Below are 17,193 nucleotides of genomic sequence, written 5' to 3' on the forward strand. Positions count from 1 at the left end.
TACTAATAGATCGAGGACTTAACCAACGCTTTAAAAAAATGAAATACCTTCTTATTATCTAGTTTTGAAGGAATGAAAATTTCTTCTTGCATTTTGATTTCATACATGGTATGATAATAAATGTGCTAAAAAGATTAAATGTTTGGTGGCGATAGCGAAGAGGTCACACCCGTTCCCATTCCGAACACGGCAGTTAAGCTCTTCAGCGCCAATGGTAGTTGGGGGTTTCCCCCTGTGAGAGTAGGACGCCGCCAAGCTATAATCATTGTATTCTTTTTGAATAAATGGGAATACTATATTTATAAAAGAAAGATTTATACCGTCGCGGGGTGGAGCAGTCCGGTAGCTCGTCGGGCTCATAACCCGAAGGTCGCAGGTTCAAATCCTGTCCCCGCAATCATGAAAAAAACGAAACTTAGGTTTCGTTTTTTTGTTTTATCTGAAATTCGAATAATTATGTCCCTAACTTATTTGTTTCTTCTTTTGAAACAAGGTAAACTACATATAGAATGGTTTTTGTTCCATAATATTGCGTTTATGGTTCTAGACATGAACTATAGGACGTTTCCTAATAATGATAAAGGTGATTGATATATGCAACATGTTGAATGGATTTCTCAGAGTGAGGAAGAAACAGCGCAATTTGCGCATAGATTGGCTCAAAAGCTTTCCAGTGGAGATGTGCTGGCTTTAGAAGGTGACTTGGGTGCAGGGAAGACGGCATTCACAAAAGGGCTGGCTAAAGGATTAGGTGTTACCAGAATGGTGAATAGCCCTACCTTTACGATAATAAAGGAATACATGGGTCGCTTGCCTTTATATCATATGGATGTCTATCGGGTAAGTGAATCGGAAGAAGATCTAGGCTTTGATGAATATTTTGATGGTGATGGTGTGACTGTCGTTGAATGGGCCCATTTAATAAAGGATCACCTTCCAGAGGAAATCTTGACCATTTATATCTATCGTCTGGGCGATACCAGCCGGCGTATTGTTTTGGAAGCCAAAGGCGAACGATATGTAAAGTTATGTAAGGAGATTATTTGATGAAGGTTTTAGCTATAGATACATCGAATTTCACATTAGGGATTGCACTGGTAAATGAGAATCAAGTAATTGGTGAGTATACGACGAACCTAAAGAAAAATCATTCGGTGCGGGTAATGCCGGCAATTGAGACACTGCTGAGGGATTGTGATACTAAACCGAAAGAACTGACTAAGATAGTGGTCGCTCAAGGTCCAGGCTCATATACAGGGGTCAGGATTGGAGTGACGATTGCGAAAAGCTTGGCCTGGACGCTTCAAATTCCCTTATCAGGTGTTTCCAGCTTAGAGGTTTTAGCAGCTAATGGTCGTTATTTTAACGGGGTGATCTCTCCTTTGTTCGATGCAAGAAGAGGGCAGATTTATACTGGATTATATGAAATGGAAAAGGACTCTTTAAAGACAGTCATTGAAGATTGTAATATTCTATCCTCTGAGTGGGCGAATCAATTGAAGGAATTAAATCGTCCTGTTTTATTTGTTGGTCAAGATGTGGACATCCATCGGGATGCAATTACGGATGCATTAGGGGAATTGGCGGTATTTGCTCCGGTACAGTCATATAATTCAAGGCCAAGCGAACTTGCCTTCATTGGTCTTGATAAGACTGAAGTGGATGTTCACCAGTTTGTACCGAATTATATCCGCATGGCTGAAGCAGAAGCTAAGTGGCTTGAACAGCAGGGGAAATAAACAAGGAAAGCGACCGATTATTATGAGTAAAACATTGACGTTCCGAAAGATGAATACGGAAGATATCGACCAAGTGCTAAACGTGGAAAAGCAGTCCTTTACTTTGCCTTGGAGCCGGGAAGCTTTTTTTAATGAATTGAATCATAATCAATATGCTGTATACATGGTGATAGAGGATGAAGGGAAAATCGCCGGTTATTGCGGTGCCTGGATCGTCATTGATGAATCGCACATTACCAATATAGCGATATTGCCAGAATACCGAGGGCAAAAGCTAGGAGAAGCTTTGCTCAGGAAGATGATTGAAATCTCCATTTCGATGGGTGTGGTGAGGATGACGCTTGAGGTCCGTGTCAGTAATGCAGTAGCCATTTCGCTCTATGAAAAACTAGGTTTCCAAAAGGGCGGAATCCGAAAAAATTATTATACAGACAATCAAGAAGATGCTTATGTTATGTGGGTGAATTTTTCATGAAAAAAGATCAATTTATATTAGGTATTGAAACGAGCTGCGATGAAACTGCGGCAGCTGTCATAAAAAATGGTACGGAGATACTTAGTAATGTCGTGGCTTCACAAATCGAAAGCCATAAACGTTTTGGCGGTGTCGTCCCTGAAATAGCTTCCCGTCATCATGTAGAACAAATTACGATTGTTCTTGAAGAAGCACTGCTGCATGCCGGTGTGACATATGAAGACTTGGATGCCATTGCCGTTACAGAAGGACCCGGCCTTGTTGGGGCACTATTAATAGGCGTGAATGCGGCGAAGGCTGTAGCTTTCGCACATGGAATACCGATTGTCGGTACGCATCATATCGCTGGTCATATCTATGCAAATCGGCTTATTCAGGAGATCGAATATCCTGCGCTTTCTTTAGTCGTTTCGGGAGGTCATACGGAATTGGTGCTTTTAGAAGAGCCAGGTTCGTTCAAGGTGATAGGGGAGACGCGGGATGATGCAGCAGGAGAGGCGTATGATAAAGTGGCTCGAACATTGGGGCTCCCTTATCCTGGCGGTCCTCATATCGATAGGCTTGCGCAAGAAGGCTCACCAACTTTGAAACTGCCTAGGGCATGGTTGGATGGCAGCTATGACTTTTCTTTCAGCGGGTTGAAATCGGCGGTGATCAACACTTTGCATAATGCAGAACAGCGCGGGGAAAAAATCGAACCTAAAGATTTAGCGGCAAGTTTCCAAGCAAGCGTGATAGAAGTGCTTGTAATGAAAGCTGTAAAAGCTGCAAAGGAATATAATGTGAAGCAGGTATTGCTTGCTGGAGGAGTTGCGGCAAATAAAGGCCTTAGGGAAGCATTAACGGAAGCTTTTAAGGATTTACCTATGGATATATCCATTCCGCCCCTCTATCTTTGTACGGACAATGCCGCCATGATCGGTGCTGCTGGCAGTGTCATGTTTGAAAAAGGAAAACGATCTGGTTTGGATTTGAACGGAAATCCTGGATTGGATATAGAAGCATTTTAATTGACGAGAAGACAGGATCCCACACTTTCGGCATCCTGTCTTTTTAGCGTGTTAATAAAATAATAGAATATTCTGTGGATAAAGTTTTTTTGATCATCATACTGCATGTGTATAAAGCGGTGTTTTTGTGGATAAGTGGATATGTTTCTGTGGGTAATGTGCATAACTCGAATTATTGGCTAATGAACGGTAAGTGGATTGTTAACAAGTTTGTGGATAACTTTTTAATTTGAAGTGAAAAAGACCGAGTCGATTGACCCGGTCTTTTGTCATTCTTCCAGTTCAGCCCATTCTTCGAGCAGCTGGTCCAATTTTTCCTGTGCATTATCAAGCTTTGTTTGGACTTCCATCACTTTTTCGTGGTCCTGAAAAACATTTGGATCGCAAAGGAGGTCATTATATTCGCTTATTTCGGTTTCAAGACGCTCCATGGCTGCCTCGATTTCCTCAATGCGCCGTTTTCGCTGGCGTTCTGCTTTTTTTGCTTCTTTATCAATTTTGTAATTTGTTTTTTCTACAGCTGCATCTAAAGTTTTAGCCTGATCCTGCTGTTCAAGTGCTTGGATTTCCGCTTGCTCCTGTTTTTTCTCTAAATAGTAATCATAATCACCGAGGAATTCTTCGTTGCCGTCTTTGGAGAGCTCTATCACTTTCGTTGCTATCCGATTTATGAAATAACGGTCATGTGAGACGAAAAGAATAGTTCCCGGATAATCGATCAATGCGTTTTCAAGCACCAATTTACTATCGAGGTCCAAATGGTTCGTTGGTTCATCAAGAATTAAAAAATTACCTTTTTGCATCATCATTTTGGCTAGAGCAAGCCGAGCCTTTTCGCCCCCGCTTAGTGTGGAAACGGTTTTCAAAACATCGTCCCCGCTAAATAGGAAATTACCGAGTACGGTGCGGATGTCCTTTTCCGGTTTAAGGGGATAGTCGTCCCATAATTCATTGAGTACGCGTTTATTGGAAACAAGGTTAGCCTGTTCTTGATCGTAGTAGCTGACTTCTACGTTCGTTCCAAAACGGAACTCCCCAGAAAGTGCAGGCAGCTTAGAAATGATCGTTTTCAATAAAGTTGATTTCCCAACTCCATTTGGGCCAACAAGAGCTATGCTCTCTCCTTTTGTCATCCGGGAATTTATATTCCTTGATACCGTTTCCCCTTCGTATCCGATAGCCAAGTCCTGGAGGTGGAGCACTTCATTTCCGCTTTGCCTTTCAATCTGGAAAGAAAAATTCGCGGATTTTTCATCACCTTGCGGCTTGTCCAATACATCCATCTTTTCGAGCTGTTTGCGTCGGCTTTGTGCTCTTTTCGTGGTCGAAGCCCTTGTGATATTACGTTGGACAAAGTCGCGAAGCTTTTCGATTTCCCCTTGCTGTTTCTCGAACAGTTTCATGTCCCGCTCATAATCTTCCGCTTTTCCCTCTAGGTAAGAACTATAATTACCATGGTATTTTTTCATGTTATTCCGGGAAATCTCATATACCAGGTTTACTACTTTATCTAAAAAATAGCGGTCATGGGAAACAATGAGCACAGCTCCCTGGTAGCTTTGTAAATATTGTTCAAGCCAAGTCAGGGTTTCGATATCCAAATGGTTCGTCGGCTCATCCAGAATCAATATATCAGGTTTCCTTAAAAGCAGCTTTCCTAATGCAAGCCTTGTTTTTTGCCCGCCGCTTAAAGTGGAAATTGGGGTAGAATAGTCAAAGTCAGCAAACTGAAGGCCATGCAATACGGAACGGATATCCGCTTCATATTGATAACCGCCCTTCTCTTTGAATTCCACCATCAAAGTGTCGTATTCATTCAGCACTTTTTGGTAAATCGTTTCGTTTTCAAAGATGTCAGGTCTGGCCATATCAGCCTCAAGGCGACGCAGTTCCTTTTCCTGCTCTATAAGGTCCGTGAATACAGTCAGCATCTCATCCCAAATGGTCAGTTCGGATTCCAATCCCGTATCCTGGGCCATATAGCCGATAGTGACGCCTTTTGGTTTGATAATTTCACCGCCATCATGGGAAAGCTGCCCGGCTATTATTTTTAGCAGAGTGGATTTTCCGGCGCCATTTCGGCCGACAAGTGCAATTCGATCTTTATTTTGAACTTCGAGCTTCACATTTGATAAAATAAGTTCAGCTCCATAATATTTCGATAGTTGATTGATTTGTAATAAAATCATAGATTTCACCTCAATTGATTATAGTTAGTGTAACGTATTTTAGTTATTATCGGCAACAGCTTGATTCCATGGTAAACAAAAGCTATTACATAAAGTGGAATAATAGTGTATGATTTAGGAGGGGTTACTTAAATGGGAGAATTAACGCATTTTAATGAACAGGGCAGGGCCAAAATGGTCGATGTGAGTGCTAAGCCTGAAACAACCCGGACGGCAGTAGCTCAATCGAGCATTTTATTGAATGATGAAATATATGAATTGGTCACGAACCAGAAAATGAAAAAAGGTGATGTACTGGCTGTTGCACAGGTTGCAGGAATAATGGCCAGCAAAAATACATCCAATATCATTCCGATGTGCCATCCCATTGCTCTGCAAGGGGTCAATATAGCCTTTGAGTGGGAAAAAGAAGAACATGGATACAGGCTTAGGATTGAAACGGAAGCTAAGACAAAAGGGAGTACAGGTGTGGAAATGGAAGCGTTAACAGCTGCATCCGTGACTGCCTTGACTGTTTATGACATGTGTAAGGCCATTGATAAGGGAATGGTGATAGGGCCTACATTCTTAGTGGAGAAAACAGGCGGAGTTTCCAGTAACGATTATAAAAGACAAGTAAAACAAGCAGATAGAGATTAAGTTGAAAAGCATGTGTGAAGGCGGGGAAGAACAATGAACCATGACCCAAAGATACCGCAGGCAACAGCCAAAAGGTTGCCATTGTATTATCGATTTTTAAAGAACTTACATTCCTCAGGCAAACAAAGAGTTTCCTCGGCAGAGCTAAGCGAAGCTGTAAAAGTGGATTCTGCCACCATACGCCGTGATTTTTCCTACTTTGGCGCGCTTGGGAAAAAAGGCTACGGCTACAATGTCAATTATTTATTATCCTTCTTTAGAAAAACACTTGATCAAGATGAATTGACCAAAGTCGCTTTAATCGGGGTAGGAAATTTAGGAACCGCTTTTTTAAATTACAATTTCATGAAAAATAATAATACAAAAATTGAAATGGCTTTCGAAGTTTCTGAAGAAAAAGTCGGCAAGCGAATAGCTGATGTGCCCATCTATCATATGGATCAAATCGATACACTATTGCAGGAAAATAATATCACTGCGGCTATATTGACCGTGCCTGCACAGGTAGCCCAGACGATAACCGATCGTCTAGTCAAAGCTGATATAAAAGGAATATTGAATTTTACACCTGCAAGGCTGACCGTGCCTGCATCCATAAGGGTTCACCACATTGACCTGGCCGTGGAGCTTCAGTCGCTCATCTACTTCCTGAAACATTATCCGGTAGTGGAAGAAGCCGCATTGGAGGAATAAAAAAACGCTGCATCTTTGCAGCGTTTTTTATTTTTTCTTATTTTTTTGTGCTGCTTTAATCTTAAAGTGCAGCATGATCATGCGTAAGCCCGATCCAAAGTCAAGAGTCGCAATAAGGACAAGTATGTAGGCGAAGAGCCCCCATCCAGAAGAATTGACGGTTTGAATCGCGATAGCGGTAAAAAGAGCTCCTAAGCCTGCATAGATGATGCCCATGAATAAGGGTGATTGACGTTTCATAATAAACCTCCGATGAAGGCCTGTGCAGTATCTATCATCTTCTCTATATCCTCCCGATATACAACTTGAAGGATGATAACAAGCGTATTCATCGCAATATGCGCGCTCATTGATACGAGAATGCGGCCTGTTTTTGCATAAAGGAAAGCAAAAGTGAAGCCCATTGCCGTATATAAAAGAAGATGTTCAAATTCACCATGCGCCAAGCCGAAAATAACTGAGCTGATTAGAGCTGAAATAAAGAAGTTAAAGCGTTTATGAAGTGATCCGAAAATGATTTTCCGGAAAATTAATTCTTCCAATATAGGTCCAATTACTGAAGTGACGAAAATGACCATGGGGACTTTGTAAATGAGTGAAATGAGCTGCTGCGTATTTTCAGATTCAGACTCCACCCCAAGCATTTGTTCAATGCTGCCGGCAATGCTTTGCGCAAAAAAAGCCATGAACACTCCTGCAATTGCCCATAATATGGACATCGAAACGGAAGTTTGATTTCTCGTGTCCAACTTTTCCCTCATATCTTTTCTCATTAAAAAAAGAATCAAGAATAAAGCAGCGAGAAAACTGAAAACTATCCAGTATGCTGCAGATTTCACTTGGAGTTCATCAGCCGGCATTCCGGTATAAGACCCGATCAGCATGAAAATGGGTACCCCAACAATACTGGATAATTGCATGGCAATATAGGTGATGATGACGAACCAATATTCTTTTTTCAAAAATGAAAACTCCTTTTATAGTCACCCATTCCGCTCGGAACGTTCCTGATATGGGGACAAGCTATAAACGCATACTCCAAAATGGTATCAAAAATTGAGGCAGAACACCACTTAAAGGTACCCCTAACATAACATTTAAATAACTTTGTTAAGGAAATCATTATGCTAAAGTAGTTTACCCGTAATTTATCAGAAATTAATAAAAAATTTTCAATAAGATACTTGCAAAAAAGGCTCGGTTTATTTAATATTATAAATGTGTTAGCACTCGATGATGAAGAGTGCTAATAATCATGTAACAAATTATCAAGAGAATATGAGGAGGTTGTTTCACTTGTTAAAACCATTAGGTGATCGCGTTATTATTGAACTAGTTCAAACTGAAGAAAAAACTGCAAGCGGTATTGTTCTTCCTGATACTGCTAAAGAAAAGCCACAAGAAGGTAAGGTAGTAGCAGTTGGTACTGGCCGTGTCCTTGAAAATGGCGAACGTGTTGCTTTAGAGGTTGCCCAAGGCGATCTAATTATCTTCTCAAAATATGCAGGTACTGAAGTTAAATACGAAAACACTGAATACTTAATTTTACGTGAAAGCGACATTCTAGCTGTTATCGGCTAATTATACATCATACTTAACTGAACGAAAATTTTCTTAAAATTTTAGGGAGGTACTTATAAATGGCTAAAGAAATTAAATTTAGTGAAGAAGCTCGCCGCTCCATGCTTCGTGGTGTGGATGCACTTGCAGATGCAGTTAAAGTAACGCTTGGACCAAAAGGTCGTAACGTGGTTCTTGAGAAAAAATTCGGTTCACCGCTTATCACTAATGACGGTGTGACGATCGCTAAAGAAATCGAATTGGAAGATGCATTCGAAAACATGGGTGCGAAATTGGTTGCTGAAGTAGCAAGCAAAACAAACGACGTAGCTGGTGACGGTACAACGACTGCAACGGTTCTTGCACAAGCGATGATCCGCGAAGGTCTTAAAAACGTAACAGCTGGTGCTAACCCAATGGGTATCCGTAAAGGAATCGAGAAAGCGGTCAATACTGCAATCGCAGAATTGAAAGCCATTTCCCAACCTGTTGAAAACAAAGAATCAATCGCACAAGTTGCTGCCATCTCTTCAGCTGATGAAGAAGTGGGCCAACTGATTGCGGAAGCAATGGAGCGCGTTGGTAACGACGGCGTCATCACAATCGAAGAGTCTAAAGGTTTCACAACTGAATTGGACGTAGTAGAAGGTATGCAGTTCGATCGCGGATATGCATCTCCATACATGGTTACTGATTCAGATAAAATGGAAGCTGTCCTTGAGAATCCATATATCTTGATCACAGATAAAAAAATCACGAATATCCAAGAAATCCTTCCTGTACTTGAGCAAGTTGTTCAGCAAGGTAAACCGCTATTATTGATTGCTGAAGATGTAGAAGGCGAAGCGCTTGCAACTCTTGTTGTGAACAAACTTCGTGGAACATTCAACGCTGTTGCGGTTAAAGCTCCTGGATTCGGTGACCGTCGTAAAGCAATGCTTGAAGACATCGCAGCTCTTACAGGCGGCGAAGTAATCACTGAAGAAATCGGTCTTGATCTTAAATCTGCAACAATCGATTCATTAGGCCGTGCGTCTAAAGTGGTTGTTACAAAAGAAAATACAACGATCGTTGAAGGCGCTGGAGATACAGCTCAAATTCAAGCTCGTGTAAACCAAATCCGTGTTCAATTAGAAGAAACAACTTCTGAATTCGACCGTGAAAAATTACAAGAACGCCTTGCTAAATTAGCTGGTGGCGTAGCGGTAATCAAAGTCGGTGCAGCTACTGAAACAGAATTAAAAGAACGTAAACTTCGTATTGAAGATGCATTGAACTCCACTCGTGCCGCTGTTGAAGAAGGTATCGTAGCCGGTGGTGGTACAGCACTTCTTAACGTATACAATAAAATCGCTGAAATTCAAGCGGAAGGCGACGTAGCAACAGGCGTGAAAATCGTTCTTCGTGCCATCGAAGAGCCTGTTCGTCAAATCGCTCACAATGCTGGACTTGAAGGCTCTGTAATCGTAGAGCGCCTTAAAGGCGAAGCAGTAGGCACTGGCTTCAACGCAGCTACTGGACAATGGGTGAACATGATCGAATCCGGTATCGTCGATCCTACTAAAGTAACTCGCTCAGCTCTACAAAACGCTGGTTCTGTAGCAGCTATGTTCTTAACAACAGAAGCTGTTGTTGCTGACAAACCAGAACCTGCTGGCGCTGGCGGCATGGGCATGCCTGACATGGGCGGAATGGGCGGAATGGGCGGCATGATGTAATAGGGTTTTAAATCCCTTGAAATATAGGGGTTTAAAGAGTATTTAGAAAAAAATGCTCACCTATTTGCTCACCTAACATGTAAATATCTTTTAAAGTTGAAGGTCTTCCATCAGTTTACTGAACTGATGGGAGGCCTTTTCTTCCATGTTGTCAGTCATATGAGCATAGATATTCATCGTTGTTTGAATATCTGTATGTCCTAATCGTTGTTGAATTTCTTTCAACCCCACTCCTGCTTCGATCAGTAAGGATGTATGCGTATGCCTGAATGAATGCAACGTTATTTCCTTGTTGATATGCGGTAACTTCTTAAGAAGACGTTGTAATCGTATTGCAGGCAGTTTTTGCACCAATGGATATCCCTCTGGTGAAGTGAAGACAAAGTTTTCATCCATATAATGATGCCTGTTTTGAATTTTCATTTTATTTTGCTGTAGTAGATGCTTTTTTAGCAACTTCATGACCTGATTGTCCATTTTAATCGTACGTATAGATCCTTTTGTTTTTGGTGTAAGCAATGTGTAATTCACCTTGTTGTTCGTGGGATTATATAAAGTCTTGGAAATTCTTATAGATCCACTCCTAAAATTGATATCAGGCCACTTGAGAGCTAACGATTCACCTATCCGAATGCCTGAATAGGCTAATAGCGAAAACAGCGTATAATCATTACTAAGTCCTTCAGTACGAGCAAGGGATAAGAATCCTATAAGTTCGTTTTTTTCTAGGAATTTCTTTCTGAGATTCTCCTTTTCAACTTCTTCAATAGTAGCTTGTTGTTTAGGAAGGCTATAGTTTTCTGTCGGATTCTGTTGTAACCATTCAGACTCAACGGCAAATTTGAAGATCATTCTGCCTGTTGTATGTATCCCATCCATATAGTTCTGTGAATACATTTTGCTCAGCTCATTTAAATATTCTCTATAAACAGACTTACTAATACTTTTTATTGGTGTGTTTGTCCACTGTTTAAGTAATACGTTAGATTCTTTCGTTCTAGCACGTACACTACTTACTTTAGCTTGTGTTGAATAACTTTCAAGCCACTTTTCTGCTAACGTGTGAAAGTTCATATTAGAATCTTGTACAAATTCTCCTCTAGAAATTTTGAATTCCATTTCTTTAGCTGCATCTTTAGCGGCTGTTTTTGAAGAAAATCCTGATTTTGTAATCTGTTTTCGTTTTTTTGTAATAGTGTCTATGCCTAGGTTGACGGTGTAACTCCACTTATCCCCCCGTTTACGGAAGTAAGCCATTATGTGCCTCCTTTAATTAGTCATCTTCCAATAACAATTTCAGCATCGTCTTTACTTTTTCTATTTCAGATTTTGATAACACTTTATCTTTATATAAAACATCGTGTACTTCTTGGTTGAGTATATTATCAAGGTTAAATAAATTTCTTTTTAATTCTTCCTCGGTATAGGTAATATAATAGCCGATTCCATTCTCATCTGTTTTTTGATAGACAGATGGTACACTGATTTCTATTATTTCGAGATCACTTTTTGTGTGAGCACCGACGATTGTTGAAACAGGCAAAATTTTCATCAATGCTGAAGCTACTAATTCTAGCCAGTCTTCAAAATTTTCAACACCTAATATTTCTCCGAGCTTTTCTCCATATTCTTTTAGAAGTGCTGAATTACTTTTGAGGTTTTCTTCAAGTGACTTATATGTCTTACTATCTGTATTTAAATGTTTAGCCATTTCGGTGATGTCTTTATTCTTATGCAATCTCAATATTTTTAAAAAGTCACCTGCTGTACCATGTAACGCAAGGAGAAATATAAATTTGTCATGAACCATGTACTCAAGTTTAGATTGAAATCTCTTTATATCGGATCTAAGGGTCGCCTTATTAATATAAGGTTCGTTATCATCAGGACATGGAATATTTTCTTTCTTCTCAACAATAAATTGTTTTTTATATTCAATGGGTAAAGTAATCAAAAGCTCTGAAATGTCATCTGACTCTTTTCGATCTGGTGTCATGAAACCGGCAATTCTCATTAATGCGAAGTAGTCTACACCTAAGCCGGTTGCTATTTTTTTGATTAATTCTGGTTGTGGTGTATCTCTGTTTCCATTTTCAATTTGAGAGATATAAGAATGAGAAACTCCAGATTTCTCACTTAAAACCCTTATAGACAAGCCTCTCGATTTTCTAATACGCTTTATTTCCTCTCCAAAGGCACTAACCTTTTTCATTTTCACACCTACTTTCACGTCTGTTTTCATTATAATAACACAATTGTGAACGATTTTGTTAAAGTGGTTGCAAAGTTTATGGTAATGATTTACACTGTGGTTGTAAACAATTGCAACCATATTAGTTTCGATTGTAATCAAAATGGACGGGGGAAAAGAAATGATTAGCTTTGAGATTGATCAGGAACTATTGAAAGAACTTTACCTTCAGAAAGTAGAAGAGCATTTACAGGAGATTGAGATGGAAGTGTTTTTCATGGACTCAAAGCAATTGGCAACTTATTTGAACATGTCATGGAATACAATCGTATCGCATCTTTTATATGATGAGAAATTTCCAAAAGTACGATTAGGTTCAAAATGGCTGTTTAATAGAAAAGAAGTACAAGAGTTTATGGAAAAATATTATCTTGAAGTCCGTAACAATGGCGGTGATATTTTGAAGTATAAACGGAAGCTATAATTTGTGGATGGTTGTGTTTGTGATGGAAGAAAGACCACAAAAAAACCCACTAACTCATAGGCGTGAGTTAATAGGCATCAAAAAAACATTACACTCTTATTTTATATTCGAATTAAGGAATAAGCAAATGCAAAAATAAAAGGGGGAAGTGCTATGGCTAATCGGAAATCAGTCACTCAAAGTGTAGAAAAAGTTCTCCCAGGAGCGAAAATTATTAAATGTCTAGGTTATTTAAATGGGAATACCAACTATAGTGCAGCTAAAAGACCGTTTGAGTCATATAAAAATAAAGAAAGTTTAACTGAAGAAGGAATACAAAAACATCTATCAAAGGGTGGTTGGATTGGAGCATTAATCCCAAGAGGCTTTATTGTAATCGATGTAGATATTCTAGAGCATGCTTCTTATCTTGTAGAGTTGCTCAGAGGAGAAAAAGTCCATCATCATCTAATCAAAACACCAAGGGGCTTTCAATTTATTTTTAAGGCAACTTCTAATGAGAACGTTCAAGTGAAAATGATTAGTCATTTCTTTTCGTCCATAGGGATTGTAGTAGACACTCGGGTTGGCACAACTAATAGTTTAATAGTGTTTCCGACTTATAACACAGAAGGTAGGTTCATATCCCAAATAACGGATCACCCCAATGAACTGCCTTGGTTCTTAAGACCAGTTTGGAATGCTGAAAAGACAAAAGGTTATGAGTTTTCAATTCCTATGCAAAATGGATCACGTAATCAATCACTCTATGATTTTGGAAGAAGGTTGAAATCAACGGGAGTACCGATGGAGCAAGTTGAGAAAAGCATGCTATTAATCTACCAGTATTTCTGTATTGATAAAGACGTTAGCTACACTATAAATGATGTAAAGGCCTCTATTGCTAGTATTGGAAAACTAGAGTCTACTACAAGAAAAAAGCAGTTGGTACAATCAGAATCAAGCAACAATGACTTTGATAAAGTATCGGGATTTGTCATACCTGAGCCATATCGAATTAAGCATGATTCACTTTATAGAATAGAAATGAAAAAGGTCTACGGAGAATTTCAAGACATTGAAGTCTTTGTGAGCAGGAATGTTCCATTCATAACTAAATACTTGGAACATATTGAAAAAAGCGAGATATATTATGAAATTAGTTGGCGTAACAAAGGAAAGGACTATAAGGAAACTGTTCCTGCGGGTATGTTAGCTTCAAGGCGTGAATTATTGGCACTTGCAGATAAAGGGTTAAGTTGCAATGATTCAAACTCTAAACACCTAATTGAATACTTTGATTTGTTCATAGGACTAAACGAAATACCGACAGTCAAAATGGTAAATCGGCTGGGGGATGTAAAGGGAAACTTCATACATCCAATTTCAACCAAAGACATACATATAGTTCCGAGCGATGGGGGGGAACAACAAATACTAGAGTCCTTTGGAGTAAAAGGAACTGTTGAAAGTTGGATTAAAAATGTTTTTAACTTAGTGAAAGATCATCCAAAGGCTGTTTTCCCTTTACTAGCATCTTTTGCTTCGGTTATTTTACATGAGTTTGATATGAAGCCCATAGTTGTTGATGTATCAGGAGAATCCAGTAGTGGCAAAAGTGGTTTGCTTCTACTCTGTTCATCAGTGTGGGGGAACCCTAAAGAGTATATTGGATCTTTTAATGTAACCAAAGTGGCGGTTGAAAGAAGATCCGCATTCCTGAATTCTTATCCTCAGATACTTGATGATTCAAATGGAGTAAACGACACCAAAATGATTCAAACGATGATCTATCAATTTGTGAATAACATAGGAAAGCTAAGGGGAAGTATTACAGGCAGCCAACACACCGCATCATGGAGATCGATTATGTTAACATCCGGTGAAAATGAAATCTTGGCCTATGCAGAAGCTCAAGGTGTAGCAGCAAGAGTAATTCCTATTACTGATTTCTCGTTCGAAGGTGAGGACGAAAGCTTTTCAGGAAAACTTTACACTTCATTTACCGACAATCATGGTGCGATTGGAATTGAGTTCTTAAATCGTTGGAAGGATAAACGAAATATTTATTCGCGGGAATTTGAAGAGTACAGAAAAATGTATTTGGAAAAATCAGTTAAGAATGATGTTGCGAGAAGAATTTCTCTTCATTACTCTTTTATAGTGTTTACTGGAAAGGTGTTAAATGACCTTTTTAATCGTGAAGGATTGAATGTGGATTTAAACGCTCTTGAGGCACTTTTCTACAATATATCAAATGAGAACAAGGCGGTTGATAGACCTTTATTAGAACTGGAACAGTTACTTGAAGAGATTGATTCAAATCGAAACAGATTATATGTAGAATATGAACCTACACAAACTATAAGTGCCCTATATCACAATGGGGAATTATATTTAACTCCTGCTTACATTAAAGAGAGTTTAGGGGTAAATGCAAAACAAATTCGATCTGCCTGGTTGAAAAGAAATGTTACTGTCTCTTTTAAGAATAAGGATTTGGATGTCGATTACACAACTATTAATAAAAGAGGGAGGGCTCATAAAGGAATATTAATCAATAAAGATATTATCAAAAAGTTGGGATTTGACTTCAGCACAAAAAAGTTTTGAATTACAAAAAGGGTTACATGAGGATACATAACTTGTATTCTTTTGTAACCCTTACAATGTTGATAGAGTAGCCTTTTTAAAGGTATAAATACAAGAATACAAAAATTACAAGTGTTATTATATATTTATATAGATTTTTTGTTATTATTAGTGCTGCTAAATTATAGTATATTACTGTTTCTTTTTTTTCTTGTATTTTTGTAATTTCACCTAAAATATAGCATAAATAGCGTTGATACATCTATGTTTTAAATGAATACAAAGTAGTGAATTATAATCTATTTTTATGTAACTGCAAGTATTAGCCTCACATAATTTGTATCAAGTAATCAGGAGGTTTAACATGTCAAAAATTCTGGATTAAAAGATAACTAGCTGTTAAGTTAACCTGAATTGGGAAACGAGTAAAAGAACAAAAACAAGAATTCGTGTTTTTAGTAGACATATTACAAACGTAAGCGTCAAATATTCCCCACCTACTACTTGTAAATAGCTCATGAGATAATCTCCTTACATCATACATGTGGAGGTTTTTTTATGAAAAAACGCCTTATAAAGAAAGAATGGGAAGCTCACATCCAAGATTTTAAAGAAAGTGGATTTTCATAATCCGTTGGGTTACATCAAGAGTGATGCTACCCATCAAATATCGAAATTTCTTTGAGGAAGTATTTGCTATCGAAGATTGATTTAAATAATTTTTTAAAAAAGTGCTTCATTGAAACTTTTACTTCAACAATGTGAAACACTTAATCTGGACTAAGTATGTTAAAATAAATTGATAACTACATAAATAAATAGAATGGTAATTACATAAACAAATAGAGTGGGGAAGATGGAGTCATGAAATCTTTTTTAGTAAAAACAGGGTTACTAGTGGCATGTATGGTCAGTTTGTTTCATGGAAAAGCGACAGCAGAATCGGAAACAGAATGGTCATTGAATTGTGAACAATATGGTGACATTAAACCAAATCAAAACCCAACTTACCAACATATCAATTGTTTGTTGACAAACGCTGCAATCCAAGCGGATATTCCGCCTGAAGTCGTAAAAGGGATTGCCACACAAGAATCCCACTGGAGACAATTCGTCGATGGTAAGCCGTTCATCTCGAATGACAAGGGAATTGGGATTATGCAGATCACAGACACAACATTACCAAAGGAACAGCAAGAGCGCTTAAAGAATGATATTCTTTACAATATCGAAACAGGCGTACGTATTCTCAATAACAAGGCCAGTTTGACTACCCTTCCGCACATCAATGGAGCAGGACGAGACATTATTGAAAATTGGTATTTTCCTGTCATGGCATACAATGGGGTCGTGCAAGTGAATAGCCCTCTATTCCAAGAATCGGGAGAAATTAATCATGAAGCCTATCAAGAAAAAGTTTTCCTAAATATCAAAAAAGGAAGTTACATGGGGGATACCGACTTAGCAAGGTATCCATTTGAAGTGAAGGATTTCAAATACGTTGATAAGGTTATTGAATTCCTAGAGCCAGAATACATCGTACAGGGTGTTCATGAGACAACGATCGAATTAAAAGCAGGGGACCGAGTACTGACAACGGAGGGTGATGTTAAATTACGAGAAACACCAGGGTCACCGGAATATAAAGTGAAATTGCCAATCGGTACACCCTTACTAATTGAAGGCACATTTGAATTTGATGAGTCTGAAATCAGTGAAAATCAATTTGTCTGGTTTCCAGCGAAAACACTCGATGGACAGTATAGTGGATACGTTTCATCGGCTTATATCGAGAAACAAGTCGCGTTTAAAGCCGTATCTTCTTCTTATAATAGTATTAAAACTAGCTGGGCGGCAGTAAGCGGTGCATCAGGGTATGAGATTTATCGATCGACATCAAGCACAGGTACGTATTCTAAGGTTG

At 38.8% G+C, this 17,193-nt stretch carries 16 protein-coding genes, 1 tRNA gene and 1 rRNA gene; 13 read left to right on the top strand and 5 right to left on the bottom strand.

Annotation, left to right across the window (positions count from 1 at the left end; translation table 11 throughout):
• Positions 1-141 precede the first annotated feature (141 nt).
• From rrf to tsaD, 6 genes are all read left to right on the top strand, one after another.
• Positions 142-257 (top strand): 5S ribosomal RNA (gene rrf, locus ACIQZD_RS23065).
• Positions 258-323: 66 nt separating this feature from the next.
• Positions 324-397, top strand: a tRNA-Met gene (locus ACIQZD_RS23070).
• A gap of 197 nt (positions 398-594) precedes the next feature.
• Positions 595-1,047, top strand: coding sequence for a tRNA (adenosine(37)-N6)-threonylcarbamoyltransferase complex ATPase subunit type 1 TsaE (gene tsaE / locus ACIQZD_RS23075; RefSeq protein WP_101225597.1), 453 nt, complete (start codon positions 595-597; stop codon positions 1,045-1,047).
• Positions 1,047-1,739, top strand: a complete 693-nt coding sequence (gene tsaB, locus ACIQZD_RS23080; RefSeq protein WP_137020241.1) for a tRNA (adenosine(37)-N6)-threonylcarbamoyltransferase complex dimerization subunit type 1 TsaB — start codon at positions 1,047-1,049, stop codon at positions 1,737-1,739. The genes tsaE and tsaB overlap by 1 nt, the downstream gene beginning before the upstream one ends.
• A 22-nt stretch (positions 1,740-1,761) precedes the next feature.
• Positions 1,762-2,214, top strand: coding sequence for a ribosomal protein S18-alanine N-acetyltransferase (rimI, locus tag ACIQZD_RS23085; protein WP_101225599.1), 453 nt, complete (start codon positions 1,762-1,764; stop codon positions 2,212-2,214).
• Positions 2,211-3,224, top strand: a complete 1,014-nt coding sequence (tsaD, locus tag ACIQZD_RS23090; protein ID WP_402906743.1) for a tRNA (adenosine(37)-N6)-threonylcarbamoyltransferase complex transferase subunit TsaD — start codon at positions 2,211-2,213, stop codon at positions 3,222-3,224. Before rimI ends, tsaD begins: the two co-directional genes overlap by 4 nt.
• Positions 3,225-3,493: 269 nt before the next feature.
• Here the strand turns inward: tsaD and abc-f are convergent, their stop codons facing one another.
• Positions 3,494-5,413 carry a ribosomal protection-like ABC-F family protein gene (gene abc-f / locus ACIQZD_RS23095; protein WP_402906745.1) on the bottom strand — a complete coding sequence of 640 codons (1,920 nt, stop codon included), beginning with the start codon at positions 5,411-5,413 and terminating at the stop codon, positions 3,494-3,496.
• 132 nt (positions 5,414-5,545) lie between these two features.
• Between abc-f and moaC the strand changes: the two genes are divergently transcribed.
• Together moaC and ACIQZD_RS23105 are read left to right on the top strand one after the other, a co-directional pair.
• Entirely contained in the window at positions 5,546-6,052 is a 507-nt protein-coding gene (gene moaC, locus ACIQZD_RS23100) for a cyclic pyranopterin monophosphate synthase MoaC (RefSeq protein ID WP_402906747.1), read from the top strand.
• 33 nt (positions 6,053-6,085) lie between these two features.
• Complete coding sequence (locus ACIQZD_RS23105; RefSeq protein WP_402906749.1) at positions 6,086-6,745, top strand: redox-sensing transcriptional repressor Rex; 660 nt, start codon at positions 6,086-6,088, stop codon at positions 6,743-6,745.
• Between the two features lie 27 nt (positions 6,746-6,772).
• Here the strand turns inward: ACIQZD_RS23105 and ACIQZD_RS23110 are convergent, their stop codons facing one another.
• Both ACIQZD_RS23110 and ACIQZD_RS23115 read right to left on the bottom strand, forming a co-directional pair.
• Entirely contained in the window at positions 6,773-6,985 is a 213-nt protein-coding gene (locus tag ACIQZD_RS23110) for a YdiK family protein (protein WP_034306342.1), read from the bottom strand.
• On the bottom strand, positions 6,982-7,707 hold the full coding sequence (locus ACIQZD_RS23115) for a CPBP family intramembrane glutamic endopeptidase (protein WP_402906752.1): 726 nt from the start codon (positions 7,705-7,707) through the stop codon (positions 6,982-6,984). The genes ACIQZD_RS23110 and ACIQZD_RS23115 overlap by 4 nt, the downstream gene beginning before the upstream one ends.
• A 334-nt stretch (positions 7,708-8,041) precedes the next feature.
• Between ACIQZD_RS23115 and groES the strand changes: the two genes are divergently transcribed.
• Positions 8,042-8,326 carry a co-chaperone GroES gene (gene groES, locus ACIQZD_RS23120; RefSeq protein WP_101225604.1) on the top strand — a complete coding sequence of 95 codons (285 nt, stop codon included), beginning with the start codon at positions 8,042-8,044 and terminating at the stop codon, positions 8,324-8,326.
• Between the two features lie 59 nt (positions 8,327-8,385).
• The gene (gene groL / locus ACIQZD_RS23125) at positions 8,386-10,023 is read left to right on the top strand and encodes a chaperonin GroEL (RefSeq protein ID WP_101225605.1); all 1,638 of its coding nucleotides are present in this window, start codon (positions 8,386-8,388) and stop codon (positions 10,021-10,023) included.
• A gap of 90 nt (positions 10,024-10,113) precedes the next feature.
• Here groL and ACIQZD_RS23130 read toward each other — a convergent pair whose 3' ends face one another.
• Both ACIQZD_RS23130 and ACIQZD_RS23135 read right to left on the bottom strand, forming a co-directional pair.
• Entirely contained in the window at positions 10,114-11,280 is a 1,167-nt protein-coding gene (locus ACIQZD_RS23130) for a site-specific integrase (RefSeq protein WP_230162267.1), read from the bottom strand.
• 16 nt (positions 11,281-11,296) lie between these two features.
• Positions 11,297-12,265 carry a helix-turn-helix domain-containing protein gene (locus ACIQZD_RS23135; protein ID WP_402906755.1) on the bottom strand — a complete coding sequence of 323 codons (969 nt, stop codon included), beginning with the start codon at positions 12,263-12,265 and terminating at the stop codon, positions 11,297-11,299.
• 130 nt (positions 12,266-12,395) lie between these two features.
• Here ACIQZD_RS23135 and ACIQZD_RS23140 point away from each other — a divergent pair, with 130 nt between their 5' ends.
• The 3 genes from ACIQZD_RS23140 to ACIQZD_RS23150 form a co-directional block, all read left to right on the top strand.
• Entirely contained in the window at positions 12,396-12,698 is a 303-nt protein-coding gene (locus tag ACIQZD_RS23140; RefSeq protein WP_340878347.1) for a helix-turn-helix domain-containing protein, read from the top strand.
• A 153-nt stretch (positions 12,699-12,851) separates the two neighbouring features.
• Complete coding sequence (locus tag ACIQZD_RS23145; RefSeq protein WP_402906758.1) at positions 12,852-15,290, top strand: DUF927 domain-containing protein; 2,439 nt, start codon at positions 12,852-12,854, stop codon at positions 15,288-15,290.
• An 843-nt stretch (positions 15,291-16,133) separates the two neighbouring features.
• On the top strand, positions 16,134-17,193 hold a 1,060-nt coding region (locus ACIQZD_RS23150), incomplete at its 3' end, for a transglycosylase SLT domain-containing protein (RefSeq protein WP_402906760.1).

Source organism: Peribacillus sp. NPDC096447 (genome assembly GCF_044762725.1).
In the GTDB taxonomy this organism is placed as follows: domain Bacteria; phylum Bacillota; class Bacilli; order Bacillales; family DSM-1321; genus Peribacillus.